This is a genomic window from Scrofimicrobium sp. R131 (assembly GCF_040256745.1).
GTDB lineage: Bacteria > Actinomycetota > Actinomycetes > Actinomycetales > Actinomycetaceae > Scrofimicrobium > Scrofimicrobium appendicitidis.
In genome coordinates this window covers 1,043,582-1,069,573 of the sequence record NZ_CP138335.1, presented here as the reverse complement: position 1 = coordinate 1,069,573, position 25,992 = coordinate 1,043,582, and the positions used below count along the sequence as shown (strand labels likewise).

Sequence of the window (25,992 nt, the reverse complement as noted above, 5' to 3'; positions counted from 1 at the left end):
ACCCGGTTTGCACACCTTGGCCGTCCAAGTTTCGGTCATTGAGAAGTAGTCCCTTCGTCCCTCCCCCTATGCTTGATCGCGGGCGCCGTCTCCACGGTGATAGATCCGCCGGGCGGCCTGACCCCCTTGCCGATCCCGATGGGAGGAGACCTAATGACTGACCTGCAACGGGCAATCCTAATTCTGCAAGATGGAACTACGTTCCGGGGAAGGCCGTGGGGGGCACGAGGCCGAGCAATAGGGCCGGTCCGCCTTGATCCCACTGCCACTGGTTTTGCCGAGGCGCTGGCGGATCCTCTCAACGCGGGGGGCCTGGTGCTGTTCACCTACCCGCACGTGGGCAACACCGGTCATGAGAACCAGGAGCTGGTTGCTGCCGGGTGCATCGCGCGCGAGCCGGCCCGCCGGCCTTCGCACTGGCAGTCGGCCGGACCGCTGCCCGAAGCAATGGCAGCTGCCGGGGTGGTGGGCATTTCCCACCTCGACACCCGAGCCCTGACCCGCCACCTGGTCCAGACCGGTCCTCAGCTGGGAGCGATCTTCTCGGGCGAAGCCCTCCCACTGCCGCAGTGGCAGCTGACCGAGAGTGATAACTCTGCGCTTCCGGCCGACGTGGTCGCCTCATTGCTCGAAGTTTTTGCCGAATTGGAGGGACAGGACTAATGCCCAAACGCGAAGATATTCAATCGGTCCTGGTGATCGGTTCCGGCCCAATTGTGATTGGGCAGGCAGCAGAATTTGACTACTCCGGCACCCAGGCGTGCCGGATTTTGCGAGAAGAGGGCCTGCGGGTCATCCTGGTCAACTCGAACCCGGCCACCATTATGACCGACCCGGAGTTTGCCGACGCCACCTATATTGAGCCGATTACTCCGGATATGGTCGAGCGAATTATCGCCAAGGAACGCCCGGACGCGCTGCTCCCAACTCTGGGGGGCCAGACCGCGCTGAACACGGCGGTGGCCCTCTCGGAGAGCGGGGTCCTGGACCGGTACGGGGTCGAGCTGATCGGTGTTCAGGTGGAGGCGATTCAGGCCGGCGAGGACCGGCAGCTGTTCAAGGAGGCGGTGGAAGCTTGCGGAGCTGAGGTTTGCCGCTCCTTCATCGCCCACTCAATGGATGACTGCCTGAGCGCGGCCGAGGCCCTCGGTTACCCGCTCGTGGTCCGCCCCTCGTTCACCATGGGTGGACTGGGCTCCGGAATGGCCTTCGACGAGGATCAACTGCGTCGAATTGCCGGCGCGGGCCTGCAGGATTCCCCCACGCACGAGGTGCTGCTGGAGGAGTCTATCCTCGGGTGGAAAGAGATCGAACTGGAGATGATCCGGGACCTGGCCGACAACATCGTGACGGTCTGCTCGATTGAGAACGTCGACCCGGTCGGAGTCCACACCGGGGATTCGATTACCGTTGCGCCTGCCATGACGCTGACCGAAGCCGAGTATCAAAACATCTGCCAAATCGGGGCTGACTTGATTCGCCAGGTGGGGGTGCGTTCCTCCGGGTGTAACATCCAGTTCGCCATTCACCCCGAGAACGGGCGGGTCATCGTAATTGAGATGAACCCGCGGGTTTCCCGGTCCTCAGCTCTCGCCTCCAAAGCCACCGGCTACCCGATTGCCAAGATTGCGGCTCGCCTCGCGATCGGCTACCTGCTGACCGAGATTCCGAACGAGTTCGCACCCAGCCTGACCGCGGCTGACGGTCCGCAGATCGACTACGTGGCCGTGAAGGTGCCCCGGTTTGCGTTCGAGAAGTTCACCGCCGGAGACACTACCTTGACCACCACGATGAAATCGGTTGGGGAAGCGATGGCGCTCGGCCGGAACTTCATGGAGGCGCTGAACAAGGCGTTCCGCTCAATCGACAAGCCCGGGGTTGGCTTCAGCTGGTCCGAGCCCGTCCCCACCGCAGCGCAGGTGGCGGACCTCCTCCAGGCCGTGCAGACCCCAACCGAGGAGCGGCTGAACCAAATTCAGCAGGCCATCCGCGGGGGAGCCACCCTGGAGCAGCTGAACGAGGCGACCGACATCGATCCTTGGTTCCTAGACCAGTTCTTCCTGCTGGAGGAGGTGGCGCAAGAGCTGGCCGGTAGCGCCCACCTGGATGCCTCCCTGCTGCGCCGCGCCAAAGAGATCGGCTTCTCCGACCAGCAGATCGCCCAGATCCGGGGCCTGAGCGAGGAAACAGTCCGCGAGGTCCGCCACGCCTACGATCTGCGCCCGGTCTACAAGACCGTGGATACCTGCGCCGGTTTGAGCGAGTCGAACTCGAGCTACTACTACTCCGCCTATGACACGCAGACCGAGGTGGCTCCACGCACGCGCCCGGCAGTGATGATCCTGGGGTCGGGTCCGAACCGGATCGGGCAGGGAATCGAGTTTGATTACTCCTGCGTTCACGCCGCGCTGACCCTGAAGGGCCAGTACGAGACGATCATGGTCAACTGCAACCCGGAGACGGTCTCCACCGACTACGACACGGCCGATCGCCTCTACTTTGAGCCGATCACCTTCGAGGACGTGCTGGAGATCTACCAGGCGGAATCGCAGGTTGGACCCGTGGTTGGGGTAATCGTGCAACTCGGCGGCCAAACTCCCTTGAAGTTGGCGCGCGAACTGGAGGCGGCCGGCCTGCCAATTTGGGGGACCTCCCCCTCGGCCATCGACTTGGCGGAAGATCGCGGTCAGTTCGGGCAGGTGCTGCTCGACGGCGGCTTGGCTGCCCCCGCTTTCGGCTCAGCGTCAGGTCTGCGCCAGGCGCTGCAGGTGGCTGACACCGTCGGCTACCCGGTCCTGGTGCGCCCGTCCTACGTCCTGGGCGGACGCGGAATGGAGATTGTCTACAGTCCGGATCAGCTGACCGACTATGTTCGTCGGACGGTGCCCGGGGCCGCCCAGAGCATCGCCGACCGCGGCCAGGCTCGGTTCCCCTCCCCCGTGCTGATCGACCACTTCCTGGATGAGGCGGTCGAGATTGACGTGGACGCCCTGTTTGACGGGACCGACCTCTTCGTCGGCGGCATCATGGAGCACATCGAGGAAGCCGGGATTCACTCCGGTGATTCCTCCTGCATCCTGCCGCCGGTGACCATCTCCTCGCAGATGATCACCCAAATTCGGGAGGCGACCCGGAGGATTGCCGAAGGTGTCGGGGTCCGCGGCCTGCTCAATGTGCAGTTCGCGATCTCTTCCGACGTCCTCTACGTCCTGGAGGCAAACCCGCGGGCGTCGAGAACCGTCCCCTTCGTCGCCAAAGCCACCGGGGTGCCCCTGGCTCAGGCGGCTGCCCTGATCATGTCCGGCCGCTCCGTCGCCGAGCTGAAGCAGACGGGGGTCCTCCCCCAGGCCGATCCGACCGAAGGTAGTTGGACGGGCCCGTTGGCCGTAAAGGAAGCGGTCCTGCCGTTCAAGCGTTTCCGGCGCCCAGACGGTCGCGTGGTGGACAACATCCTCGGTCCGGAGATGCTCTCCACCGGCGAGGTGATGGGGCTGGATGCCAACCTGCCGATGGCTTTCGCCAAGTCCCAGGCCGCCGCCTACGGAGGGTTGCCCACCGGCGGGACTGTCTTTGTCTCGGTGGCTGATCGGCACAAGCGATCCATTGTCTTCCCGGTCGAGCGACTGCACGACCTGGGGTTTGAGATCCTGGCCACCCGTGGCACCGCCGAGGTCCTGCGTCGATACGCCATTCCCGTTCGCGAGGTCGCCCGCCTGTCCGAGTCGGGTCCCGACAGCGAGTTGGACAACATCGTCAAACTGATCGTGGACGGTCAGGTGGACATGGTGGTGAACACCCCGACCGGCCAGGAGGACAGCCGCTCGGACGGGTACGCGATCCGCAACGCAACGACCTCCGCTGACCGCCCGATCGTGACCACCATCCAGCAGTTTGGGTTGGCCGTGTTGGCGATTGAGGCAGTACAGAAGGGGAACTTTACCGTCGAGTCCCTCCAGGAGTACGAGCAGCGGCGGGCTTTGCCCTCGCGCGAATCCTGAGCTGCTCCCTAAACTAGGACCGTGCCTGTTGGGCACCCGCCAACGCCCCGAAAGGTGAATGACGACATGACCGAACCTGAGTCCCGTCCGCACTCTGAACCGAGTGCTGACCTGCCGTTTGACGAGGCCCCAACCACCTCGTTCCCGCCGCCGCCCCCGAGCGACCGGTTCGCACCCGGAGCCGATGCGGCACCCGCGGAGCCCACGCCCGAACCGGCTGCCCCCGGGGTGGAGCCCACCCAGACGGCTCCGTTGCCCACTACCCCGATGGCTGAGGTGCCGCCGACACCGGGCCCGGACTTCTCGGCAGCTCCGACCGCTCCTTCGGCACCCAGCCCGGAGACCGCCACCCCTCCGCCCCCGCCCGGTGGCGCAGCGTATCCGCCGGCGCCAGGAGCGGCTGGGGGCTACCCGCCTCCCCCGGGTCCCGGCGGCCCGGGCTATCCCCCGCCGCCCTATGCGGGCACCTACCCGGGGCCGCAGGCGCCCATGTTGGAGCCGGTGCGGGTGGCCGCGGTCGAGGGAATCCGGATCTCTGACGGCTTCAACTACGCCTGGAAGAAGTTCCGTCAGCACGCAGGACTGCTGATTGGGGTCGCCCTTACCTACTTTGCGGTGATGGTACTGCTGTGGCTGCTAATGCTGGCGCTGGGACTCGGGTTCGACCGCTCCGGTTTCGCCCTGGTGATGGTGTCGTTCTCAGTGGTGGTAGTGGCCGTGTTCGCGGCGGTTGTGCAGGCCAATATTCTGCGCGGGGTCCTGGAGATTCTGCGAGGACAGCCGGTCACTTTTGCCAGCTTCTTCCAGTTTGAGCACGTCGGCCGCGTGCTGCTGGCCGGCCTGATCATCGGGCTGCTGTCAGGGGTCCTGGCCTTCACCTTTGTCGCGCCCGTGATTGTGAGCGCCCTGAGTATCTTCAGCTACTGGCTGATCGTGGACAAGAACTACGGCGCCTGGGATGCGATCGTAGCTTCAGCCACCATCGTGTGGAACAACATCGCAACCGTGGTGCTGTTCATGATCGGTTCCGCCATTGCGGCCTGGGTGGGCGCGCTCTTCTTCGGGATTGGGATCCTGCTGGCCGTGCCGGTGATCATCATCGCCCAGGGCTGGCTGTTCAAGACCCTGATCGGGGAGGAAATCGCCGCCTAATCGCAGGGTAAAGGCGTGGAGTTGCCGTTGGCACTCCACGCCTTTTCTTTGCCCGCTGGCATCAGATTTGGTCGTCCGCCGCCAGCAGCGCGATGTCCCACAGGGCCACGTCCGGCCCCGGCTCCTCATCAGGAATCGCGACTAGTAGCTCTTGGATCTGTTCGACCAGGGCAACAAAGCGTTCCGGCGTGGTCCGCACCGAACTGTGCAGGAACGTGCCGTGAACCTCTTTGGTTCGGCCGCTAACGTACTCTGGCACCCAAGCCAGGAGTCGGCGAGCCAGGAGTTGGTGATCTTCCCACAGCTGCGCCAGCATCACCTGTCCCAACTGCTCGTCGGCCACCGGCGCCTCCGGACTACCGAGGCTCCTGGGCTGAGGAATAAGTTTCCAGACTCGGTCGCGCCGATCCCGGGCCAGGGTCTCATCCACCTCGATGAAGCCGGCCTCCCCCAGAGTGCGCAGGTGGAAGCTCACCTGGTTCGCCGGCAACCCGAGCGCCGCCCCTACATCGGCCGCTCTCCCGTGGCCGGCCTTCGCCAGATACCTCATGATTTCGCGCCGAATCGGGTGTGCCATTGCCTTCAGCATGGCGGTGGTCATCGTGACCTCAGCAGCATTTCGATCCGGGCCCATCTGTTCAGCCATGGTTCCACCTTAGCAAACGACCAATAATTATTGCGCACGTTCTATTGCGCATTAGGTCGTGCGTAGTCTAGGGTGGTCCCATGAACACCACTTCCGGGCTCTGGCAGGGCCGAGCATACGTTCTTTGGCTGATCAGCGACACCGCGAAGGGACTGGGCGGCTCGCTCTTTGGGTTTGCCCTCCCCCTGATCGCCCTGTTCCTGACCGACGACCCGGTGGCGGCCGGAATCGTCGGCGCCGTGTCCCTCACCCTGCGTCTGATCTGCACTCTGGGCGGAGGCTGGGCGGCAGATCGCTTCCACCGGATCGGCCTGATGATCGCTGGGGCACTCCTGTCGTTCCTTCTGGCCGCCCTCCTGCTTGGGCTGACCGTCACCGACAACCTGGCGTTCAGCTCGCTTCTGGTGGTCACCTCACTGATGTCTGTTCGTGGCGGGCTGTTCGACGTGGCCGGCGAGTCGGCCCTGAAAGACCTGGTCCCCGCCCATCAGGTTGGGCGGGCCCAAGCGACCAACCAGGGACGGGACGCGGTACTGCAACTCCTGGGTGGACCCCTTGGCGGCTTCCTCCTGGGAGCCGGAATTTGGGTGTTGGCAGCGGTGATGACGCTCTCGCAAGCGGTTTCTGCCCTCTTCGCGGTCCTGCTGGGTCGCCGGGTGAGTCGGCACGGCTACGCCGGTACCCAGCCCGAGTCAGCCCCGCAGGGCACCGGAGGGATGAAGCAGGCGTTGAGCTGGCTGCTGCACCGCCGCGAAATCCGGCAGATCCTTTTCGTCTTTACCGCAATCAACCTGGGGTTTGGCACCGGGATGACCACGGTCATCTACTCGCTCCAGCAGGAAGGATACAGTGCCGCGCAGATCGGTTTGCTCTCGTTCTGGCTGGGGGTGTCGATGCTGCTGGGAGCGATGGTCAGTCCCAAGCTCATCGACCGGTTCCCGGTTGGGCCGCTCTCGGTGGCCGGGTTGGCGCTGGCCACGGCCGGCTTCGTCCTGGTGCCGTTCATGCACACCCTCCCCGCGATCATCGCCACCCTGGCCGTCTGTACGGTGCTGATCCCGCTGGTCAATGCCGGTCTCCTGGGGTACTTCATGGTGGCGACCCCCACCTCCATGCTGGGCCGGGCCAACTCGATCGTCCAGTTTCTCGCGATGATGGCCGCTCCCCTGGCGCCGCTGGTGGCGGGGATCGGTCTGGTCCAAATCGGCCGGACCGGAACTCTGCTGCTCAGCGCCGCGGTGTGCGTACTGGCAACGCTGATGGCGGGCCTGGACCGAGGGGCACGAGGAATCCCCCGTGCCCCAGAGTGGCCCGCCTACGCGGAGAAGTTCGAAGTCCGCGTCAGCTAGTTCGGCTCGGTCCGGTCGCGGTTCAGTGTCCGGGCCAGGTACCCGCCGGTGATTGCCGTTACCGGCCAGGCAACCAGCCCCAGGAACAGCGCGGTGGACTGAACCCCGCTGGCCAGGTCCAACACCGTGAACAGCGTTAGCACGACGCCGAGGCCAGCGAGGACAGCGCAGAGCGCCACCGCGATCGGATTTCTAACCACGGTCTATTCGCTCCCCGGGTTCAGCTCATCGGTCAGCTCTTCGTCTTCCGCGAAGGACCCCTCGAACTGGGCGTTGTAGAGCCGGTAGTAGGCCCCGTGACGCTTGATCAGTTCCTCGTGGTTCCCCTGCTCCACGATGTCGCCATCCTCCATTACCAGGATCAGGTCCGCATCCCGAATGGTCGAGAGGCGGTGGGCAATGACAAAGGAGGTGCGCCCCTTCTGCAGGGCTCCCATCGCCTTTTGCAGCAGCCGCTCGGTCCGGGTATCGACCGCCGAGGTGGCCTCATCCAGAATCAGAATGGACGGCTGCGAGACAAAGGCCCGGGTGATGGTGAGCAACTGGCGTTCACCGGCCGACAGGTTGGCCGCATCTTCGTCGAGCACGGTTTCGTACCCGTGCGGCAACGACTTGATCAGCCAGTCGACGTAGGTGGCCTTGGCCGCCTCACGAACCTGCTCTTCGGTCGCATCTTCGTTGCCAAACCGAATGTTGTCCAGGACGGTCCCAGCAAACAGCCAGGGGTCCTGCAGCACCATCCCGGTCCGAGCGCGCACGTCTTTCCGGGTCAGCTTCGAAATGTCCTGCCCGTTGACCGTGATTCGCCCACCATCGAGTTCGTAGAACCGCATCAGCAGGTTGACCAGGGTGGTCTTGCCTGCGCCGGTGGGTCCCACAATGGCCACCGTCTGTTCTGGTTGGACCTCAAAGGAGAGGTTCTTGATCAGCGGACGCTCCGGGGTGTAGGAGAAGCTGACGTTCTCGAAGATGATCTTGCCGTCACCCTCCACCGGGGCCGGTGCATCGGGTGAGTCTGGTTCCTCGTTAGGGGCGTCCAGGATCTCGAACACCCGCTCGGCCGAAGCCACGCCCGACTGGACCGCAACGGCCATGCCGCCGAGTTGACCCACCGGCTGGTTGAACTGCTGAGCGTACTGGATGAAGGCCTGCACGTTGCCGAGGCTCATCTTGCCCGAGGCGACCATCAGGCCCCCGATTACGGCCACCCCGACGTAGACAATGTTGCCGACGAAACGGGTGGACGGCATCATCGCGCCAGAAAGGAACTGAGCCTTGAAGGAGGCCCGGTACAGTTCCTCGTTTTCCTGGGCAAACTGGGACTCGAATCTCTCAGTCTGGCCGTAGACCCGGACGAGAGCGTGACCGGAGAAGGACTCTTCCACCCGGTTGTTCAGCGCCCCGACCTTCATCCACTGGGTGGCGAAGGCCTTTTGTGACTTGGGCCCGATGACACCGAAAATGATCGCCATCAACGGCAGGGACACGAGCACAATCAGCGTCAGCTTCCAAGAGATGCTCAGCATCATCGCCACTACGCCGATCACCATGAAAACCGAGGTGATCGCGCTGGAGAGCGACTGCTGCAGCGTCTGGGTGATGTTGTCGATGTCGTTGGTCACGCGGGAAATCAGGTCACCGCGCCGGTTTCGGTCAAAGTAGCTGAGCGGCAGCTTGTGGATCTTGTCCTCGATCTGCTCACGCAGCCGCCACATGGCTTTCACCATGACGATATTGAGGATGTACCCCTGCAACCACATCAGCAGGGCCGAAACCAGGTAGAGCACCAACACCAGGGTCAGGACCGCCGCCAGAGCCTTGAAGTCGACCCCCTGCCCCGGGGTGATGTTCATCGACTCGACCATGTTGGCCATGTCGGTATCGCCCTTGGCCCGCATCATTTCGATCGCCTGGTCCAGATTGGCCCCGGCGGGAATCCGCTTGGAGATAAACCCGGAGAACAGCAGGTCGGTGGCCCTCGCCAACACCTTGGGGGCGACGACAGACAGGACCACTCCCCCGGCTCCCAGCAGCGAGACCAGCAGCATGGCCCACTTGTAGGGAGCCATCAGACCGATCATCCGGAAGAAGCTGGGGCCGAACTGCTGGGCCTTGCCCGGCGGGCGCCCACCGGGGCCGTGCCCGCCGGCCGGTGCCGCCCGATGCTCTTCTTCGTCGATTACTTCCTCGACGACTTCCTCATCATCACGCATATTTGGGTTGCTCATCGGATCTCCTCCGCGGACAGCTGGGACTCAATGATCTCCTGATAGGTGGGACAGGTCTGGGCCAGTTCCTCGTGGCGTCCCAGCCCAACGACCCGACCCTGGTCCAAGACCACGATCTTGTCCGCATCCATAATCGAAGAAATCCGCTGAGCGACCACCACCTGGGTGGTGTCTGGGAAGTTCAACCGAAGCTGCTCCCGTAGGCGCGCATCCGTAGCCAAGTCCAGGGCCGAGAAGGAGTCGTCAAACAGCAGAATCTCTGGCCGACGGATCAGAGCCCGGGCAATGGCCAGACGCTGGCGCTGACCACCGGACACGTTGGTCCCGCCCTGAGCAATCCGAGCTTGCAGCCCGCCGTTCATGTCGGACACGAAATCTTTCCCCTGCGCGACCTCCAAGGCCGTCCACATCTGCTCTTCGGTGGCACCCTCCAACCCGAACTCCAGGTTGGAGGCCACGGTTCCGGCAAAGAGAAAAGCTTTTTGCGGCACCAACCCCAGCTGGTTCCACAGCGTGTTCAACGCCAGTTTCCGCACGTCGGTCCCACCGACCCGGACGGTGCCTTCCGTCGCGTCAAACAGACGCGGAATCAGGTTCAGCAGGGTACTTTTGCCCGAGCCGGTCGAGCCAATGAAGGCCACGGTTTCACCCGGTTCGATCGTGAACGTCACGTTCTTGATCACCGGTTCCTCCGCATCGGGGAACGCGAAGCTAACGTTGTCGAACTCAATCCGGCCAGGCTCGCTGACCGTGGTGACCGGGGACTCCGCCTCTAGCACCGACTCCGGAGAGACCAGTACCTCATTAATCCGTTCCGCCGAGACTTCGGCCCGGGGGATCATCACGGCCATGAAGGTCGCCATCAGAACCCCGAAGAGGATCTGAGCCACGTACTGCATAAAGGCCATGATGGTGCCGACCTCAATTTCCCCGGCATCCATTCGGTGTCCCCCAAACCAGAGGACTGCGATCATCGTGACGTTTAGGACCAGGTTCACCATTGGGAACAAGGTGACAAACAGGGAGCCAACCTTGCGTCCAACCACCATGATGTCGGTGTTGGCCACGCGGAACCGGGCCTCTTCAATTTGCTCTCGCACAAAAGCACGAATGACACGTACCCCGGTCAACTGCTCACGCATAACCAGGTTCACTGTGTCCAGCTTCTCCTGGTAGGCGCGGAATAGCGGGACCAGCCGCATGATGATCAGCCCGGCCAGCGCCAGCAGAATCGGAACGGAGACGGCGATGATCCAGGACAGACCGACATCCTGGCGCAGCGCCATGAAAACGCCGCCAATTGCCATCAGCGGCGCCATCACCAGCATGGTGGCGCTCATCATGGCCATCATCTGTACCTGCTGCACGTCATTGGTGTTGCGGGTAATGAGCGAACCGGCCCCAAAGCCGCGGACGTCCTTCTCAGAGAATCCCACCACCCGGTCGTAAACTGCGTCACGCAGGTCCCGACCTAAAGCCATGGCGGCACGAGCCGCCAGGTAGGTGGCCCCGACGGACGCAACGATCTGAACGAAGGAAATGCCCAGCATGATCGCGCCGCGCTGCCAGATGTAGGGGATATCCCCCTGGGCTACGCCCTGATCGATGATCTGAGCGTTCAGGTTCGGCAGGTACAAAGTGGCCCACACCGAGGCAATCTGAAGCAGCAGGATCCCCAGCAGGGACCACTTATAGGGCTTCAGATAGCGGATTAGTAGTTTAAGTAGCATTCGGTATTCCGTTCCCCCTCTAATGCACCGCACGACCGCGCATCCGCGGGTGCTAGCGCTCACTTGGGTGGATTGTCATCGTGCCCGCGGTGACAAACAGCCAATGAACACTGTGGATCAAGATACCACCGACCACCGACAAGTCGGCGGCCGAGTTCCCCATCGTGCGCCAACTAACGCCAGCAGGTGGGCATTTTGCCCCTATGTTCGCTTTGAGCGTGGAGGGACCGGCCGGATTCGAGGCGGAACGGGCGGCTGTTCCGGCTAGTTCACCAACCGGAACGGACCGCGAGCAAGGCTCAGGCTAGCCCCAGGTTTTCCAGCTCCCACTTGAGGGAGGGCCGATGCTTGGCCGACAGTTCGGTCAGTGGCAGGCGGAGCTCGTCGCGGATCAGACCCATCATCGACAGGGCAGCTTTGACCGGAATCGGGTTGACCTCGGTGAAGAGCTGATCAATCAGACCGGCCAACTCTTCTTGCAGTTGGAGTGCCTGCTCATGTTGGCCGTCGCGATAGGACTGGACCAGTTCGTGCATCCGCTTCGGAGCCACATTAGCGGCGACTGAGATGACCCCATCGCCCCCGAGGGCCAACAGCGCGTAGACCTGGTCGTCATTGCCGGAGTAGATCGGCAGCTTGCCTCGGCAGCGACGGAACAGCTCCTGCACCTGTCCGAGATCACCGCAAGCCTCCTTCAGCCCCCAGATGTTCGGGTGCTCGGACAGCTGCTCGGCCGTGTGCGGCGCCAGGTTCACCCCGGTGCGTGAGGGCACGTTGTACATGATCACCGGCACCTGAACCGCGTCGGCCACCGCCTCGAAATGTTGGCGGAGCCCATTCTGGGTGCACTTGTTGTAGTAGGGGGTGACGATCAGGACCCCGTCGGCTCCCAGGTCCTGCATTTTATTGGCCTTGGTTGCCGCCGCAGCGGTGGAGTTGGAGCCGGCTCCAGCGATCACCGGGACCCGGCCTGCCACCCGCTCGACGACGAACTTTACGACCGCGTCGTGCTCATCAGAGCTCAACGTCGACGGCTCCCCGGTCGTCCCACACGGCACCAGGGCATCGGTCCCACCCGCTAGTTGCAGGTCAACCAACTGCTCCAGCGCCGCCCAGTCCACTTCGCCATCCAGAAAGGGGGTCACCAGGGCCACCCCGCTGCCGGTAAACAGCCTGTCCATCACTTTCCCCTTAAATCATCAAAGCGCGCTGCCAGCCAAGCTGTTTCGCGCGCTTCAAAACAGCCAGTTCTCCACCGAACCTGCGGTGACAGTTGCCGACCTGTTCGACCGGCAGCCAGACTGGTTGAGCTTGGTCCCAACTAGTCTTCGGCGACTTTGCCTTTCCCCCGGCCTCATCGGATCCAAGTCCTCAACCGAAGTACTCTTCGCAGTCGCACCTCTGACTAGGAACCAGGCTAACATCTTTGCCCCGGGCATCCGCCCCTGCCCACGCCGTGGACAGGCAAAGTTGGACAACCCTACCCCCGGGCCCCGACGACACCTTAGACTCGTGAGTCGGAAACCAAAAAGGAGTTGAGGAGAGGCATGGCTGACCTTCTGGTAGCTAAGTTTGGTGGGAGTTCCCTCGCGAGCAGTGAGCAATTCGCCAAGGTGAAGCAGATTGTGGAGGCAAACCCGCAGCGCCGATACGTGGTGCCTTCCGCCCCCGGTAAGCGTGACAGCACCGATCACAAAGTGACCGACCTGCTGTACATGTGCCACCAGCTGGCCGAACACAACATCGACTGCACCGAAGTGTTCGCCACCATTGCCGAGCGGATTGAGGAAATCCACGACCGCCTCGACCTGGAGGTGGACATCAGCTCCGAGTTGCAGCGCATCTTCCAGCAGATCAGCGCTGGCGCCACGGCGGACTTCGTCGCCTCCCGTGGAGAGTACCTGTCCGGCCTGCTGCTGGCCGACTACCTGGGGGTCCCGTTTGTGGACGCCGCCGAGGTGATTCACTTTGACGACGACGCCACCTTGAACGCCGAGCGGACCGCCACCGCCCTGGCTCAGATGGCCCAGACGCACGAGCGCGCTGTCATTCCCGGGTTCTACGGTTCCGGCCCCGACGGGCAGATTTTCACCTTCTCCCGGGGCGGCTCGGATGTGACCGGCGCCGTGGTGGCGGCCGGAGTCGACGCCGACCTGTACGAGAACTGGACCGACGTGTCCGGATTCTTGAAAGCCGACCCCCGCCTCGTTTCTAATCCGTCGCCGATCGGCCGGGTCACGTACAAGGAACTGCGGGAACTGGCGTATATGGGCGCGCCCGTTCTGCACGAGGAGGCCATCTTCCCGATTCGGGCCAAGGGCATCCCAATCCACATCCGCAACACGAACGAGCCGGATGCCGCCGGCACCCTGATTGTGGACGACCGCGCTGCCGACGGGTTCCACGGGGTGACCGGAATTGCCGGCCGACCTGACTTCACGGTTATCTCAATTGAAAAGACCCTAATGGACGACGAGCGGGGCTTCTTCCGCAAGCTGGTCTCCGTCTTCGAAACCAACGGGGTTTCCATCTCGCACATGCCCTCCGGCATTGACTCGGTCTCGGTGATCGTGCCCGCGGAGGAAGTTCGATTCAAGCTGAATAAGGTGCTGGAGGAGATTCGGATCTACCTGCATCCCGACACCATCACTGTCCAGGACGAGATCGCCCTCCTGGCGATCGTCGGTCACGGCATGATTCGAACCAAAGGAGTCGCCGCCAAGGTGTTCACCGCCCTGGCCCAGGCCGGAGTCAACATTCGGATGATCACGCAGGGAGCTTCGGAGCTGTCCATCATCGTCGGCATCGACAACGAGGACTTTGCTTCGGCAGTGGCTGCGGTCTACGCCGGCACCTAGGAGTTCAGGAACTGTTTGATCAGGGGGCCGAACTGGTCGAACTCGATCAGGAAACCGTCGTGGCCCCGGTGCGAGTTGACCATTTCGACGCCGACGCAGTGAGGCAGAAACTCTGCGATCCGCCGGTTCTCTTCCGGCAAACAGAGCCGGTCTGAGTCCACGGCCACCACCAGCGCCTGGGCGCTGATGGTTCCGAGGGCCTGCTCCACCCCGCCGCGCCCGCGGCCCAGATCGTGCGCCATGAACATCTCGGTCAGCACCTTGTAGGAGTTGGCGTCAAAACGGTAGACGAACTTGTCGCCCTGGTGGTCGAGGTAGGACTGGACCGCGTAGCGGCCCCCCTCCCACGGGTTTTCCTCCCCCTGGGCCATCTGCCCGAACCGGGCCTCCAATTCTTCGGCACTCCGGTAGGTGGTTTGGGCGATTTGGCGGGCAATCGACAGGCCCGTGTGCGGACCCGAGCCCGGAGGGCCCCCGTAGTAGTCACCACCTTGAAAGCCCGGGTCGGAAACGATCGCCGCCAACTGGGTGTGCGCCCACGCAATTTGGTCGGCACTGGTCCGGGCCACCGTCGCGATCGGCACCAATTTTGCGACACGGTCGGGAAACATGGTCGCCCACTCCAGGGCCCGCATGCCCCCCATTGACCCGCCAATGACCATTTGCCACTGCGAAATGCCCAACTGGTCTGCCAGTCGCACCTCCGCCTGGACCGTATCTCGGATGGTCAGAAAGGGGAACCGCGGGCCCCAGTGAGTCCCGTCCGGGGCGAGGGAGGCCGGGCCGGTACTCCCCTGGCAGCCGCCCAGAACGTTGGGGGCGACCACAAAGTAGTGGTCGGTATCCAGCGGCGCGCCCGGACCGATCAGGTCGGTCCACCACCCCTCGGTGGGATGGCCCGGCTCAACTTCACCGCTGATGTGGCTGTCGCCCGTAAGGGCGTGCAGGACCAGGACCGCGTTCGACCCGTCCTCATTCAGGTGACCCCACGATTCAAACGCGAGGGTCACCTCGGGCAGGTGTCCTCCGGCTTCCAAGGACAGGGGACCCACGTGGGCAAACTGTCGCTGGCCAACCGGGTCGGTCTCCTGCCAAGCACCTGAGGCCGGGGGGAGGCGGTCCTGGTCCACGGGCCTATCCTTCCAGCGCGGCGAAGCCGAGGTTCAGATCCGCCAGGATGTCGGAGATCTCCTCCAGCCCGACCGACAGGCGGATCAGGCCGGGCGCCACTCCGGCAGCGGCCTGCTCCGCCTCGCTCAACTGGGAGTGAGTGGTGGAGGCGGGGTGGATCACCAGCGACCGGACGTCGCCAATGTTGGCCACGTTCGAGTGCAGCTTGAGCGCGGAGACGAACTTCTTCCCCGCCTCAGCCCCGCCCTCAACTTCAAAGGAAAGGACCGCACCGGCACCGCGCGGCGTGTACTTCTGCGCCAGGTGATAGTAGGGGCTGGACGGCAGCGAGGAGTAGTTCACCTTGGTCACGGCCGGGTGCGCCTCCAGGTACTGGGCCACCGCGAGGGCGTTGTCCACGTGCCGATCCATCCGCAGCGACAGGGTCTCAATCCCCTGGGACAGCTGGAAGGCGTTGAACGGAGAGATGGCTGCGCCGATGTCGCGCAGCAACTGCACGCGTGCCTTCAGGATGTAGCTCAGGTTCACGCCGAACGCTCCCTCTGCCCCCAGGTCTCGCGCGTAGACCAGGCCGTTGTAGGAGGGGTCGGGTTCGTTGAAGCCGGGGTACTTTTCCGGGTCGGCTCCAAAGTCAAACCGTCCCGAGTCGACGATCACGCCGCCGATGGAGGTGCCGTGCCCGGCCAGGTACTTGGTGGTCGACTCGACGATGATGTCGGCGCCCCACTCGAACGGACGCACCAGGTAGGGGGTGCCCACCGTGTTGTCCACGATCAGGGGAACCCCCACCGAATGGGCCGCTCCCGAGATCACTTCAATGTCGAGAATATCGCCCTTCGGGTTGGGGATTGTCTCCGCGTAAAAGGCCTTCGTGTTGGGCTTGACGGCCGCCAGCCACGAGGCGGGGTCACCCGGGTTCTCAACGAAGTCGACGGTGATCCCAAACTTGGGGAGCGTCTGAGAGAACAGGTTGACCGTACCGCCGTAAAGAGAGGGCGAGGCGACAATGTGGTCACCGGCGTGAGCCAGGTTCAAAATGGCCAGGAACTCGGCGGCCTGCCCCGAGGCGACCAGCAGCGCGCCGACCCCGCCTTCGAGTGCGGCGATTCGGTTCTCCACCACTTCGGTGGTGGGGTTGGCAATCCGGGTGTAGATCGGGCCGAGTTCGGCCAGGGCAAATCGATTGGCGGCCTGGTCGGCGTCGGCAAAGACGAACGAGGTGGTTTGGTAGATCGGCAGGGCGCGCGCCCCGGTTTCCGAGTCGGGGTTCTGGCCCGCGTGAATTTGGGTGGTGTTGAAAGACCATTCCTGGGTCATTGTTGCTCCTTGAAGCTGGTTTTTGGGTGGCCGCTAGCCCGGGAATTTTTCGGTTGTTTTGCTAGCCGACCGGGAAACTGACATTCGGTCCGTAGGCAGTAGCGAAACAGATGCAGCGGTGCCCTCTGCTAAAGAGTTTGGGCCCTCAAGGATTGCTTTTCGCGAAGTTGTCCAGCGAAAGATAATGCGCAAGGTTGACCACATCTGCGCGCTAGTGCGCTAGTTGTGGCTGCACATTCGAAACTGGATCATGCGCCCATGATAATCAGGGACTTCCGGCCCAGCCAAAATCTGTCCACACTGTGAACTACCAGACTCAAAGGCAGACTATTCCGCGGGTCCTGCAGTCGCACCCAAACCTAGTCGATGGTCCGGGTTTCTGTTTCAGCCCAGTTGCTGAGCAATTACCTGCTGGAACACTTCCAGGGGCTGGGCACCGGCCAGGGCCTGGTCCCCAACGACGAAGAACGGCACGGAGTTCACGCCCAGAGCCACCGCCTGGTTGTGGCTGGCCTGCACGGCCGCTTTGATTTCCTCCGAGTCCAGGTCAGCTTCGAACTGTTTCAAGTCCGGGACCCCGGCTTCCTGCGCGAAGCCGATCAGCTTTTCCCGGGGCATGGGCGGGTGCCCACCATTCTCCGGCGCCGCGGCGTAGAGCGCCTCAATGTACGGCAGGTAGTAGCCCTGGGCCGCAGCGGCGCGGGCGGCCACGGCCGCGTCAAAGGACTCATCCCCAAAGAAGAACACGTCGTTGAACTCAATTCGAACCTGTCCGGAATCGACGTAATCCTTCAGCAGAGTCGGCAGGGTCTCGTTGGCAAAGAGAGCGCAATAGGGGCATCGGTAGTCGGTCCACTCGCTGATCACCACCGGGGCATCGATGGAACCGACCGCGAGCGGGTCATCAGCCTGCGCACGCAGGTGGGAGGCGGGGGCTTTGGCCTCGGGTTGGACGTTCTGCTCCGGCACTGTCGGGGTGGCGGTCGGCGTGGATGGCTGGCTCTGCTCGGTGTTGGTTCCGGCCTCAGGAGCCGGAGCTGCCGCCGGGCGCACCACAACCACCACAACCAGGATTGCCACCAAGAGCAGGAGCGCCACGTTCAGGATTCTGGAGAGCCTGAGCTGCCCCTGCAGCTTGGCCGGATCGATGAACGTCTTTTCCCCTGAGGTTTCAGTCATGCCTCTACCCTATCGGCTTTGTTCCCGCTTCCGTTTGGCCTCGGCCAATCACCCCGGTGGGCTATGGTGGAGTGGGTCGCAGTGGGGACCATTTTGGGGCCGGTTTCGGCGACTTGACGGGCAAGAGGAGGCCAGCGTGGTACCGCGGTGGGTGAACAATGTCATCTGGTGGCACGTCTATCCGCTGGGTTTTACCGGCGCTCCCATTCGAACCGAGCCGGATCGGGCTCCCCGCTTGCGCCAGTTGCTCAACTGGTTGGACTATGCTGGCGACCTGGGTGTCAACGGACTTTTGCTCGGCCCGATCTTTGCATCCTCTACCCACGGCTACGACACGGTGGACTACTTCCAGATTGATCCTCGGCTTGGAACCGAGGCGGAGTTCCTGGAACTGGTGGCCGCCTGCCGCGAGCGCGGCTTCCGCCTGGGGTTGGACGGAGTTTTCAACCACGTGGGGCGCGAGCACCCGTGGGTGCAGGATGTCTTGCAGCGCGGCTCACAGAGCGAGGGTGCCCAGCTGCTGCGCTGGGACGAGTCGGCAGGGTTCACCTATTTTGAGGGGCACGAGGCCCTGGTGACTTTGCGTCACGACGATCCGGCGGTAGTGGACTACCTGGTCCGGGTGATGGAGTACTGGTTGGAGCGCGGGATCGACGGCTGGCGCCTGGATGCGGCCTACGCGGTCGCGCCCGAAGTGTGGGCGCAGGTGCTGACCAGGGTGCGCGCCAACTTCCCGGAGGCCTGGTTCCTGGGCGAGGTGATCCACGGCGACTACGCCCAGTTTGCCCAGGTTTCCACCGTGGATTCGCTGACGCAGTACGAGCTGTGGAAGGCAATCTGGTCATCGATGGTGGATCGCAACTACTTCGAGCTAGCGGCGGCCCTGGAGCGGCACAATCAGTTCATGGGGGCGGAGTTACCCCATACTTTCGTCGGCAACCACGACGTGTCCCGAATCGCCTCGGTGGTGGGTGAGTCCGGTTCCATCCTGGCCTTGACCGTCCTGATGACGGTGGGTGGGGTCCCCTCGATCTACTACGGGGACGAGTACGCCTATCAGGGATGGAAACGGGAGGAATTGGGCGGCGATGACGACGTCCGCCCGGTGATGCCGGAGTTTCCCGCCGATCTGGGACCCCTCGGACGCGAGGTCTACCGCCAGCATCAGCTGCTGATCGGGCTGCGCCGTAACCACCCGTGGTTGGTCCGGGCCCAAACGGAAGTGGTGGCTCTCTCCAACGAACAGATCGAGTACCAGGTGTCGGGACCGGATTCGGAGTCACTGACGGTCACGCTCAGTTTGTCGGAGCCGAAGTCGGCCCGAGTGGTGGACCAGCGCGGCCAGATCTGCTTCAGTTTTCCAGGCTGACCTCCCGCAATCGTCCGTCCTGCACAGTGACGGCCAGGTTCAAGTCGGCCGGGCCAACCTCCTGGCAGCGGGAGCCGGCACACTTCCGGTAGGACCCCTGGCTCACCTGCACCGGCAGGTGCCAGCCGGGCGCAGCGTCCGGGTCGGCGAGACAGCGAGGGGAGCCGGAGTTCGTCACCGCGAAAGTGACCCCGTGAAGGCGTTCATCCGCGCGGGACAGTTCGTCCATCCACGCCTGATCTGCGGCCAGGAGCGGTCCGGTTTCAAACTGGGGCAGGGATGCTCGATCCAGGTGGTTTAGGGCGTTAGCCCGGTGAGCCAGCAGTTCAGCCACCTCGGGCCTGGGGCCGCAGTCGGGTTTGATCTCTTGCCAACGCCACCAGACCCACGATCCGACGATGAGCACCGACAGTACCCCCACGGCCAGCATCGGCCCGATCCGCCAGCGCGAACGGCGCACCCGCGGGGTCGGGGCGGTAATCGCCAGGTTCGGGTCGGGGACGAGGGGTTCCACCTCAGGTGAAGCCGGGTTGGCTGGAGCCGAGTCTGCCGCCAAGTCTGCCGTCGAAACCGGGCCGTCCGGGATCGAACCCCCGACCAGTTGGAGCCAGGGCACGGCCGCGAACAGCACCTCGCCCGCGTCGGTGAGGACAGGCACCTGCCCGGGGTGGACGTCCGGCGGAAGTACCGGCAATACCGGCGAAGTGGGGACCAACGCCAATACCTGCGCCAGGGGAACGACGGTTCGGGCCTGCGAAACCAGTTCCACCCGACCGGATCCGCAGGAGTTCACCTCGGCCAGTCCCCAGGCGGGCAGTTCCTGGTTCACCAGTTCGCCCCAGGGGCCGGCCGACTCTTCCACCACTGCGCGCAGGGTGTCGCCCACCCGCCACACCGGTCCGAACGGGGAGGCGTGGGAGAGGACGCGTGCGGGTTGGGCCATCAACCCAGGGTGCCCGTGGAGACTAGTCTCACCAAGTTGATTGGCCGGCAGCTGTGGACAACCCCCGTTTTCGCAGCGATATAATAACTAGGCCCTAAATCTGGTTGCCGGGAGCAACCCTTGGGGCGGCCTCAATGCCACCGGTAGCGGTGCCCTTTGGGGTAGTTGTTCAAAATTAAGGCAGGCTATGGCTGCTTCTGCTTCTCCCTTCCGTGCCCTGGGGCACTATCGACTCTTGCCGGGTCTGGTCGGCTGGCCGGCTCTGATCGTGGCTTTCCTGGCTCGAACCCCATTTGCGATGATCCCCCTCGGGGTGATGACCGCCTTTACTGCCGCCACCGGGTCGGTGGCAATTGGGGGTTTGGCCACGGGAATTGCTTCCATTTCCACCGCAATTGCCGCTCCCCTGCTGGGGCGGGTGGCCGAACGGGTAGGGCAGAAAAAACTGCTGCTCTCAGTGGTGCCGGTCAACGCCCTCGGATTGCTGGGCTTGTTCATTCTTTCCTTCCGGTCCGAAGTGCACTGGTCCCTGTGGGCGCTTTGCATTCTGACCGGGGCGACCGCGGTCCCGGTCGGCTCGTTCACCCGGTCGCGCTGGGTCCAAAAGACGACCACTCCCTACCAGCTGTCGGCCGCATTCAGCTACGAGTCGATGGCTGACGAACTGGTCTTCGTGCTGGGCCCGGCCCTGGTCGGCGTGGCCGCCTCAACCGCGATGCCCTCGGCACCCCTCGCGCTCGCATTCATCGTCATGCTGGCGGCGGGCCTGCCGTTTGCCCTAACCGCTCCCGGAAAGACCGCTCTGCCCACCGAGGCGAAAGAGGTGTCCACCGAGCCTGCCCCGCCCATTTTCCGGGTGATCTGGACGGTCATTTTGCCAATTGCCGTTCTGGTCTGCGTGGGGGCGTTCTTCGGCTCGTCCCAGGCCGCGATCACCGAGCGGGCCGACCAAATGGGAATGTCCGGGCAGGCGGGCCTGGTGTATGCCGTGATGGGAATTGGCTCGGCGATCTCCGCCCTGATGGTGGTGGTAATCCCCGAGCGCTTCGCTTTCTGGAAACGCATCTTCATCTCCGCCCTGGGGATGGCCGTGGGCATGGTGCTGATTGCCCTGGCCCCCAATTTGGGCCTGACCGCCCTGTTCATGGGTTTGACCGGATTCTTCATTGGCCCCACCCTGGTGACGGCGTTCTCGTTGACCGAGCGGATGGCTCCGCCGAGCGGGATGACCGTGGCGATGACCACGATGTCTTCCTCGGTGACGGTGGGGGTGGCGTTCGGGTCCTCCGTCGGTGGCGCCCTGGCAGCCCGGGCGGGGGCAGAGACCGCCTTCCTGTTTGGCGCCGGCGCATCAGCCCTGATCGTTGTGTTGGCCCTGCTTTTGGCCACTCCGAAACAACTGCAACGGGTTTCCCGGAACTAACCGTTTCACGTTAGGATTAGGGCATCATGGCTAAGAACTCATCGTCTGGCGCCGACACCTCCTCCGCGCCCAAGAAGAACCGTTGGTACAAGAACCTGGCGGACTCGTACCGGATCGTTGCTCGGACCTACAAGTGGGTTCCGTACGCGATGATCATCCTGCCGATTTTGCTGCTCGGCGGCTCGGTGGCGCTAGGAATGGTGCTGAAGCCGGTGTGGATGTGGCTGATCACCGGCGTGATGCTGGCCCTGCTGGCCGACATGCTAATTCTGTCGACTCTGCTGCGCCCCGCCATGTACTCCCAGGTCGACGGGACCGTCGGTTCCGTTTACGTGGTCATCTCCCAGATCAAGCGGGGCTGGGTGATTAACGACCAGCCGGTTCAGGTCACGCGAGAGCAGGATCTGGTTTGGCGCATCGTTGGTCGTGCCGGGGTGGTCCTGATTTCTGAGGGTCCCTCCAATCACGTGCGCCCGCTGCTGGTGAACGAGCGGAAGAAGATCAACCGGATCACCGCCAACGCGCCCGTCGTGTTCATTGAGTGCGGCCACGATGAAGGTCAGATCCCGCTGAAGAAGCTGCCCCGCAAACTCCGGTCGCTGAAGAAGCAGTTGACCAAGGCCGAGGTGCCGGCGGTGGCGATGCGTCTCGACGCGATTGAAGCCAAGTCCTCCCCCATTCCTCGCGGCGTGGATCCGAACAACGTGCGGATGAACCGCCGAGCGCTGCGCGGTAAGTAAATGGTCAGCTCGCGGGCACGCCGACGGGCCGGGGTGGCACTTGCCCTCGGGCTCGCGGGCGTGCTTTCGGCCTGCACCTCGCCGGTGGACATTTCCACCCCCAGTCAGGACAATCAGCCCATGTCCGACGAGGTGGCGGCCCCCACCTGGGAAGTCCGCAGTGACATTGCCGCCATGGTGCCCGATGAGATCGCCTCGGAAGGCAGACTGCGGAACGGCATTTCCCTTTCCAATGGCCCCGGCAGCTACCTGGACCCCCAACACGGTAATCTGACCGGCTTCGACGTAGATTTGTCGCAGGCCATCGGACAGGTGATGGGGCTGGAGCAGACGGTGCAGGTGCCGGTGCAGTTCTCCCACCTGCTGCAAAACCTTGGGGCCGACTACGACCTGGCTACCTCGATGGTGACGGTGACCAGCCAGCGCCTAGAGAACGCCAACTTCGTCACCTACGCGGAGACGGGGACCGGGTACCTAATCAAGACCGGGAACCCGCACAATTTTGATCCTGAATCGCCCTGTGGACAAAAGGTGGTCGCCCAGTCGGCCACCGTGCAGGAGCAGCAGCTGAAACTGCTGTCCGAGCTGTGCGCCGCCAACGACGAAACCCCCATTCAGATCCTGACGCGGGCCTCCCTGAAGGAGGTGCTCACCGCGCTGCGCGAAGACGCAGGCATCGCTGCCTTCCTGGATGCAATCGCGATTGACTCCGTTACCAGTGAGCCCGGCAGCCGCCTCGTCCCCATCGGCAAGATCACCAACAAGGCGCCCCTGGGGATCGCGGTTTCCAAGGACAACCCCCAGCTGACCGTGGCCGTCCAGGCCGCCGTCCAGTACCTGATGGATGAAGGGTTTGTTCGGGAGACCTTCGAGAAGTACGGCGTCGGAGATGCGGCGTTGGCTTCTTCGGTGATCAACCCCCGGGTCGACTGACCGGTCCCCTCCGACCGGGCGCCTGCGACGCCTACGCCCAGAAATGGGCTTCCATCACCTTTCGCGCATGGCGCGAGGTGGCCAGCCAATCTTGGACCAACTGTTCCTCCTCACCGGGGGCATACCCCAGCCCAACCGCGACCCGACGCGCCTCCAAGCCCGCGCGGGGCAGCTGATCGGCGCGCCCGGGCTGGCCGACCGGTCCGCAGAGGGCATTGGCGGCCCGAATTCGCGCGGCCAACTCCCAGGAGGCCCGCAGCTGAGCCGCATCGGGCTCCGGCAAAACACCCAGTTCGGTGAGCGCACTCAGGGCCGCCTCCGTCGATTGGACGCGCAGCTCCGGGTGTTTGGCCACCGAGCGCAGCTGCAGGAGTTGCACGGTCCACTCCACATCGGCCATCCCCCCGGGCCCGAGCTTCACGTGCTCCGCGGGGGCCACCGCGCGCGGCAGCCGCTCCTTCTCCATCCGGGCTTTGAGCAGGCGAATCTCTTTGGCCTCCCCCGGGTCGAGGGGCAGATCCCACCGGTGGCGATCCACCACCGCCAGGTAGGCCCGGCTCAACTCAGTTTCGGGGCCAATCGGGCGGGCTCGCAGCAGCGCCTGACGCTCCCAGGCCGACGCCCACCGGTCGTAATACTCGGTCAGGTAGGCCAGGGAGGGACTGAGGGCTCCGTTTTTTCCTTCCGGGCGCAGGTCAAAGTCGGTTCCCATCAGTGCTTCCTGACGGACCCCGGCCAACAGCTCGCGCATCCTGGCGACGATGGCGCCGGCGGCCTGGGCGGCCTCGGCTGGGCTGGCCTCCACCGGCTCGTGCACCACCACCAGGTCCAGGTCGGAGGCATAGGAGTTCTCACCCCCACCGAGGTGACCCATGGCGATTGCCACCAGGTTGACTTCCACCCGGCCCTGCTGCGCCACCCGTTCGCGCAGGGCTAGGGTCAATGCGCACTCCACCCCGATCTCCCCGACGGAGGTCAAGGCCGGACGAACGGGGGCAAATCCGCCGGTCAGATCGGCCAACCCGGCCCGGGTCACCTCTTCGGACAGGTAGGAGGCCACCCGGCCCAGGGCCCGCTCCGAATCGTCATGCCGGGACAAAATTGCCTGCGCCTGCTCTCGCAACTGGTCAGGCGGACTGGGTTGAAGTTCCCGGCTCGAATCCAGCCAGCTGATCGCCAGCGGGTGCGCCGCCAGCGCCCCCTCCGCCCACCGGGAAGTCGAGAGCACCCGACAGAGCCGGTGGCTGGCATGGCGCGAGTCGCGCAGCAGCGACAGATACCAGTGGGAGGAGCCGATCTGCTCCGACAGCGTTCGGAAGCTGAGCAAACCCATGTCGGGATCGGCCCCCTGCGACAGCCATTCGACGATGACCGGGGACAGGTTTTGCTGGATCCGGGCCCGCCGAGACAGTCCGGTGGTGAGCGCCTGCAAGGCTGCCAGCGCCCCTTGCGGATCCCGGTAGCCAATCGCCCGGAGCCGGTCGGCCGCCTGGCCGGGCACCAGGAGCGCGCGGCCGGCCCCCAGCTGAGCGGTGGCCTCGACAATGGGGCGGTAGTAGACGTCCTGCTGGAAGCCGCGCACCCGGTGACGCAGGGCCGCCAGTTCTCGTTCCAACTGGGCGGGTGAACGGAACCGCTCCGGGTCGATGGTCCGGCCGAGCGCCCGCTGAGCCGACTCCGCGGTCGGCAACGTGTGGGTGCGGCGCAGCTGCTGCAGTTGGACCCGGTGTTCGAGCAGGCGGAGGAACCGATACGAGTCGGTGAGGGGGCCAACCTGGGCCCGGGATAGATAGCCCCCTTTGCCCAGTTGGTCGATGGCCTCCACCGTGTTGGCGGAGCGGATCAGGGGGTCGGCCTGCCCGTGGGTGAGCTGGAGCAACTGCACCGTGAACTCAATGTCGCGCAGCCCCCCGGCAGACAGTTTCAGTTCCCGGCTGCGGGTGCCGGCCCCGACGGTTTCTTCGGCCTGTTGGCGCAGTTCCCGGGTCGCCTCCACGAAGTCTGGGCGCGAGGCCACCGACCAGACCATCGGGTCCACGGCCGCTTTGAACCGGTCGGCCAACTCCAAGTCGCCGGCGGCTCCCCGCGCTTTCATCAGCGCCTGGAACTCCCACGGCTCAGCCCACCGCTGGTAGTACTCCACGGTTGAAGCAAGGGTTCGCACCAGGGCCCCGTCTCCCCCCTCTGGCCGCAGGCCAAAATCAACCGCCCACAGGGGAGGCCGAGCCCCGGGTGCCATCAGCGCCGAACTCATCAGGCGGACCAGATCTGCGGCCCGCGCCAACCCGGCCGCGTCCAGCTCATCCCCGGTTAGGCAGAGCAGGTCCACATCTGAGACGTAGTTCAGTTCCTGCCCGCCGGCTTTCCCCAGCGCCAGGACCGCGAGTGGCAGCTCACCGGTGGGATCCAGTTCGGCCCGAGCCGAGGCGAGGGCGGCTTCCAGGGCCGAGTCGGCCAGGTTGGTCAGCTGGCGAGCCACCTGGGTCACGTCTGCCACCGGCTCAGGGGAAGCCAGGTCGGCCGTGGCCACACCGAGCAGGAGTTGGCGGTACCGGTCGCGGAGCCGACTGACCGCATCCGGGTGGGTGGCCACCGGCACCGCCGCTTCCGGGTCGGCGCCGACCGCCTCCAGCAGCAATTCACGCGGGGCCGCCGGCGTGTCGGGGGACAGCAGTTCGGCCGGGGGCAGGGTGAGCCAATGTGAGACCAGGTAGTCGCCCAAAGCGTGGGAACCGCCCAGCAGCGCGGCCAAGCGCGGCCACAGCTCGGGTCGGTCCAGGCGGCTGATCCCCGGGTCCACCTCGCCAATCCGGACGAGTTGGCGCAGGGCGAGGTCGGGGTCGCCCACTCGAGCCAGGAGCTCCACTAGCGGACCGGGCTCGGGTAGCTGGGCCAGGTAGGTCGAGGCGGCAGCGGGGTCGAGGAACCCGGCCTGAATCAGGGTGGAGGTACGCAGCTGCACGGTGGGTTCACCTCCTGAGGCGGATCGACCAGTG

Annotated in this window: 19 protein-coding genes and 1 riboswitch; of the genes, 9 read left to right on the top strand and 10 right to left on the bottom strand. The window is 64.3% G+C overall.

Translation table 11 applies throughout. From position 1 onward, the window contains the following. Positions 1-153 precede the first annotated feature (153 nt). The 3 genes from SAC06_RS04950 to SAC06_RS04940 all read left to right on the top strand — a co-directional run bounded on the left by SAC06_RS04950 (position 154) and on the right by SAC06_RS04940 (position 5,150). Positions 154-663: a carbamoyl-phosphate synthase domain-containing protein gene (locus tag SAC06_RS04950; protein WP_350259098.1), complete on the top strand. Its 510-nt coding sequence runs from the start codon at positions 154-156 to the stop codon at positions 661-663. After that, complete coding sequence (gene carB, locus SAC06_RS04945) at positions 663-3,998, top strand: carbamoyl-phosphate synthase large subunit (protein ID WP_350259097.1); 3,336 nt, start codon at positions 663-665, stop codon at positions 3,996-3,998. The genes SAC06_RS04950 and carB overlap by 1 nt, the downstream gene beginning before the upstream one ends. Positions 3,999-4,064: 66 nt before the next feature. Beyond that, the gene (locus SAC06_RS04940; protein ID WP_350259096.1) at positions 4,065-5,150 is read left to right on the top strand and encodes a hypothetical protein; all 1,086 of its coding nucleotides are present in this window, start codon (positions 4,065-4,067) and stop codon (positions 5,148-5,150) included. 61 nt (positions 5,151-5,211) lie between these two features. Here SAC06_RS04940 and SAC06_RS04935 read toward each other — a convergent pair whose 3' ends face one another. Beyond that, the gene (locus SAC06_RS04935) at positions 5,212-5,796 is read right to left on the bottom strand and encodes a winged helix-turn-helix domain-containing protein (protein ID WP_350259095.1); all 585 of its coding nucleotides are present in this window, start codon (positions 5,794-5,796) and stop codon (positions 5,212-5,214) included. Positions 5,797-5,876: 80 nt separating this feature from the next. On the opposite strand from SAC06_RS04935, the gene SAC06_RS04930 reads away from it, so the two are divergent. After that, complete coding sequence (locus SAC06_RS04930; protein ID WP_350259094.1) at positions 5,877-7,145, top strand: MFS transporter; 1,269 nt, start codon at positions 5,877-5,879, stop codon at positions 7,143-7,145. On the opposite strand, the gene SAC06_RS04925 is transcribed toward SAC06_RS04930, so the two are convergent. The 4 genes from SAC06_RS04925 to dapA form a co-directional block, all read right to left on the bottom strand. Next, a complete protein-coding gene (locus SAC06_RS04925; RefSeq protein WP_350259093.1) occupies positions 7,142-7,345 on the bottom strand; it encodes a hypothetical protein in 204 nt (67 codons plus the stop codon). The genes SAC06_RS04930 and SAC06_RS04925 overlap by 4 nt on opposite strands. A gap of 3 nt (positions 7,346-7,348) precedes the next feature. Next, a complete protein-coding gene (locus SAC06_RS04920) occupies positions 7,349-9,373 on the bottom strand; it encodes an ABC transporter ATP-binding protein (RefSeq protein WP_350259092.1) in 2,025 nt (674 codons plus the stop codon). Then, complete coding sequence (locus tag SAC06_RS04915; RefSeq protein WP_350259091.1) at positions 9,370-11,103, bottom strand: ABC transporter ATP-binding protein; 1,734 nt, start codon at positions 11,101-11,103, stop codon at positions 9,370-9,372. Before SAC06_RS04915 ends, SAC06_RS04920 begins: the two co-directional genes overlap by 4 nt. A 299-nt stretch (positions 11,104-11,402) precedes the next feature. Continuing rightward, positions 11,403-12,284, bottom strand: a complete 882-nt coding sequence (dapA, locus tag SAC06_RS04910) for a 4-hydroxy-tetrahydrodipicolinate synthase (RefSeq protein WP_350259090.1) — start codon at positions 12,282-12,284, stop codon at positions 11,403-11,405. A gap of 56 nt (positions 12,285-12,340) precedes the next feature. Further along, a riboswitch (Lysine riboswitch) is annotated at positions 12,341-12,515 on the bottom strand. A gap of 135 nt (positions 12,516-12,650) precedes the next feature. On the opposite strand from dapA, the gene SAC06_RS04905 reads away from it, so the two are divergent. Continuing rightward, positions 12,651-13,961, top strand: coding sequence for an aspartate kinase (locus tag SAC06_RS04905; protein WP_350259089.1), 1,311 nt, complete (start codon positions 12,651-12,653; stop codon positions 13,959-13,961). On the opposite strand, the gene metX is transcribed toward SAC06_RS04905, so the two are convergent. The 3 genes from metX to SAC06_RS04890 form a co-directional block, all read right to left on the bottom strand. Beyond that, positions 13,958-15,091 (bottom strand): homoserine O-acetyltransferase MetX, encoded by a 1,134-nt coding sequence (gene metX / locus SAC06_RS04900; protein ID WP_350259088.1) that lies wholly within the window; start codon positions 15,089-15,091, stop codon positions 13,958-13,960. The genes SAC06_RS04905 and metX overlap by 4 nt on opposite strands. A 4-nt stretch (positions 15,092-15,095) precedes the next feature. Then, positions 15,096-16,409: a bifunctional o-acetylhomoserine/o-acetylserine sulfhydrylase gene (locus SAC06_RS04895; RefSeq protein WP_350259087.1), complete on the bottom strand. Its 1,314-nt coding sequence runs from the start codon at positions 16,407-16,409 to the stop codon at positions 15,096-15,098. 384 nt (positions 16,410-16,793) lie between these two features. Beyond that, complete coding sequence (locus tag SAC06_RS04890) at positions 16,794-17,588, bottom strand: DsbA family protein (RefSeq protein WP_350259086.1); 795 nt, start codon at positions 17,586-17,588, stop codon at positions 16,794-16,796. A gap of 136 nt (positions 17,589-17,724) precedes the next feature. On the opposite strand from SAC06_RS04890, the gene SAC06_RS04885 reads away from it, so the two are divergent. After that, complete coding sequence (locus tag SAC06_RS04885) at positions 17,725-18,957, top strand: alpha-amylase family protein (protein WP_350259085.1); 1,233 nt, start codon at positions 17,725-17,727, stop codon at positions 18,955-18,957. On the opposite strand, the gene SAC06_RS04880 is transcribed toward SAC06_RS04885, so the two are convergent. Then, positions 18,941-19,900 carry a hypothetical protein gene (locus tag SAC06_RS04880; RefSeq protein WP_350259084.1) on the bottom strand — a complete coding sequence of 320 codons (960 nt, stop codon included), beginning with the start codon at positions 19,898-19,900 and terminating at the stop codon, positions 18,941-18,943. The genes SAC06_RS04885 and SAC06_RS04880 overlap by 17 nt on opposite strands. A gap of 187 nt (positions 19,901-20,087) precedes the next feature. Between SAC06_RS04880 and SAC06_RS04875 the strand changes: the two genes are divergently transcribed. From SAC06_RS04875 to SAC06_RS04865, 3 genes are read left to right on the top strand one after another with little or no spacing between them, the layout of a single operon-like run. Next, complete coding sequence (locus SAC06_RS04875) at positions 20,088-21,323, top strand: MFS transporter (protein WP_350259083.1); 1,236 nt, start codon at positions 20,088-20,090, stop codon at positions 21,321-21,323. A gap of 26 nt (positions 21,324-21,349) precedes the next feature. Continuing rightward, a complete protein-coding gene (locus SAC06_RS04870; protein ID WP_350259082.1) occupies positions 21,350-22,063 on the top strand; it encodes a DUF4191 domain-containing protein in 714 nt (237 codons plus the stop codon). Further along, positions 22,064-22,996: a transporter substrate-binding domain-containing protein gene (locus SAC06_RS04865; protein ID WP_350259081.1), complete on the top strand. Its 933-nt coding sequence runs from the start codon at positions 22,064-22,066 to the stop codon at positions 22,994-22,996. It begins immediately after the preceding gene. A 31-nt stretch (positions 22,997-23,027) separates the two neighbouring features. Here SAC06_RS04865 and SAC06_RS04860 read toward each other — a convergent pair whose 3' ends face one another. Then, the gene (locus SAC06_RS04860) at positions 23,028-25,958 is read right to left on the bottom strand and encodes a bifunctional [glutamine synthetase] adenylyltransferase/[glutamine synthetase]-adenylyl-L-tyrosine phosphorylase (RefSeq protein ID WP_350259080.1); all 2,931 of its coding nucleotides are present in this window, start codon (positions 25,956-25,958) and stop codon (positions 23,028-23,030) included. Positions 25,959-25,992: the final 34 nt, after the last annotated feature.

Bases quoted from the DNA above. Each gene is read 5' to 3' on its own strand.
- SAC06_RS04950 (WP_350259098.1), top strand. From the start codon at position 154: ATGACTGACCTGCAACGGGCAATCCTAATTCTGCAAGATGGAACTACG.
- carB (WP_350259097.1), top strand. From the start codon at position 663: ATGCCCAAACGCGAAGATATTCAATCGGTCCTGGTGATCGGTTCCGGC.
- SAC06_RS04940 (WP_350259096.1), top strand. From the start codon at position 4,065: ATGACCGAACCTGAGTCCCGTCCGCACTCTGAACCGAGTGCTGACCTG.
- SAC06_RS04935 (WP_350259095.1), bottom strand. From the start codon at position 5,796: ATGGCTGAACAGATGGGCCCGGATCGAAATGCTGCTGAGGTCACGATG.
- SAC06_RS04930 (WP_350259094.1), top strand. From the start codon at position 5,877: ATGAACACCACTTCCGGGCTCTGGCAGGGCCGAGCATACGTTCTTTGG.
- SAC06_RS04920 (WP_350259092.1), bottom strand. From the start codon at position 9,373: ATGAGCAACCCAAATATGCGTGATGATGAGGAAGTCGTCGAGGAAGTA.
- SAC06_RS04915 (WP_350259091.1), bottom strand. From the start codon at position 11,103: ATGCTACTTAAACTACTAATCCGCTATCTGAAGCCCTATAAGTGGTCC.
- dapA (WP_350259090.1), bottom strand. From the start codon at position 12,284: ATGGACAGGCTGTTTACCGGCAGCGGGGTGGCCCTGGTGACCCCCTTT.
- SAC06_RS04905 (WP_350259089.1), top strand. From the start codon at position 12,651: ATGGCTGACCTTCTGGTAGCTAAGTTTGGTGGGAGTTCCCTCGCGAGC.
- SAC06_RS04895 (WP_350259087.1), bottom strand. From the start codon at position 16,409: ATGACCCAGGAATGGTCTTTCAACACCACCCAAATTCACGCGGGCCAG.
- SAC06_RS04890 (WP_350259086.1), bottom strand. From the start codon at position 17,588: ATGACTGAAACCTCAGGGGAAAAGACGTTCATCGATCCGGCCAAGCTG.
- SAC06_RS04880 (WP_350259084.1), bottom strand. From the start codon at position 19,900: ATGGCCCAACCCGCACGCGTCCTCTCCCACGCCTCCCCGTTCGGACCG.
- SAC06_RS04875 (WP_350259083.1), top strand. From the start codon at position 20,088: ATGGCTGCTTCTGCTTCTCCCTTCCGTGCCCTGGGGCACTATCGACTC.
- SAC06_RS04870 (WP_350259082.1), top strand. From the start codon at position 21,350: ATGGCTAAGAACTCATCGTCTGGCGCCGACACCTCCTCCGCGCCCAAG.
- SAC06_RS04865 (WP_350259081.1), top strand. From the start codon at position 22,064: ATGGTCAGCTCGCGGGCACGCCGACGGGCCGGGGTGGCACTTGCCCTC.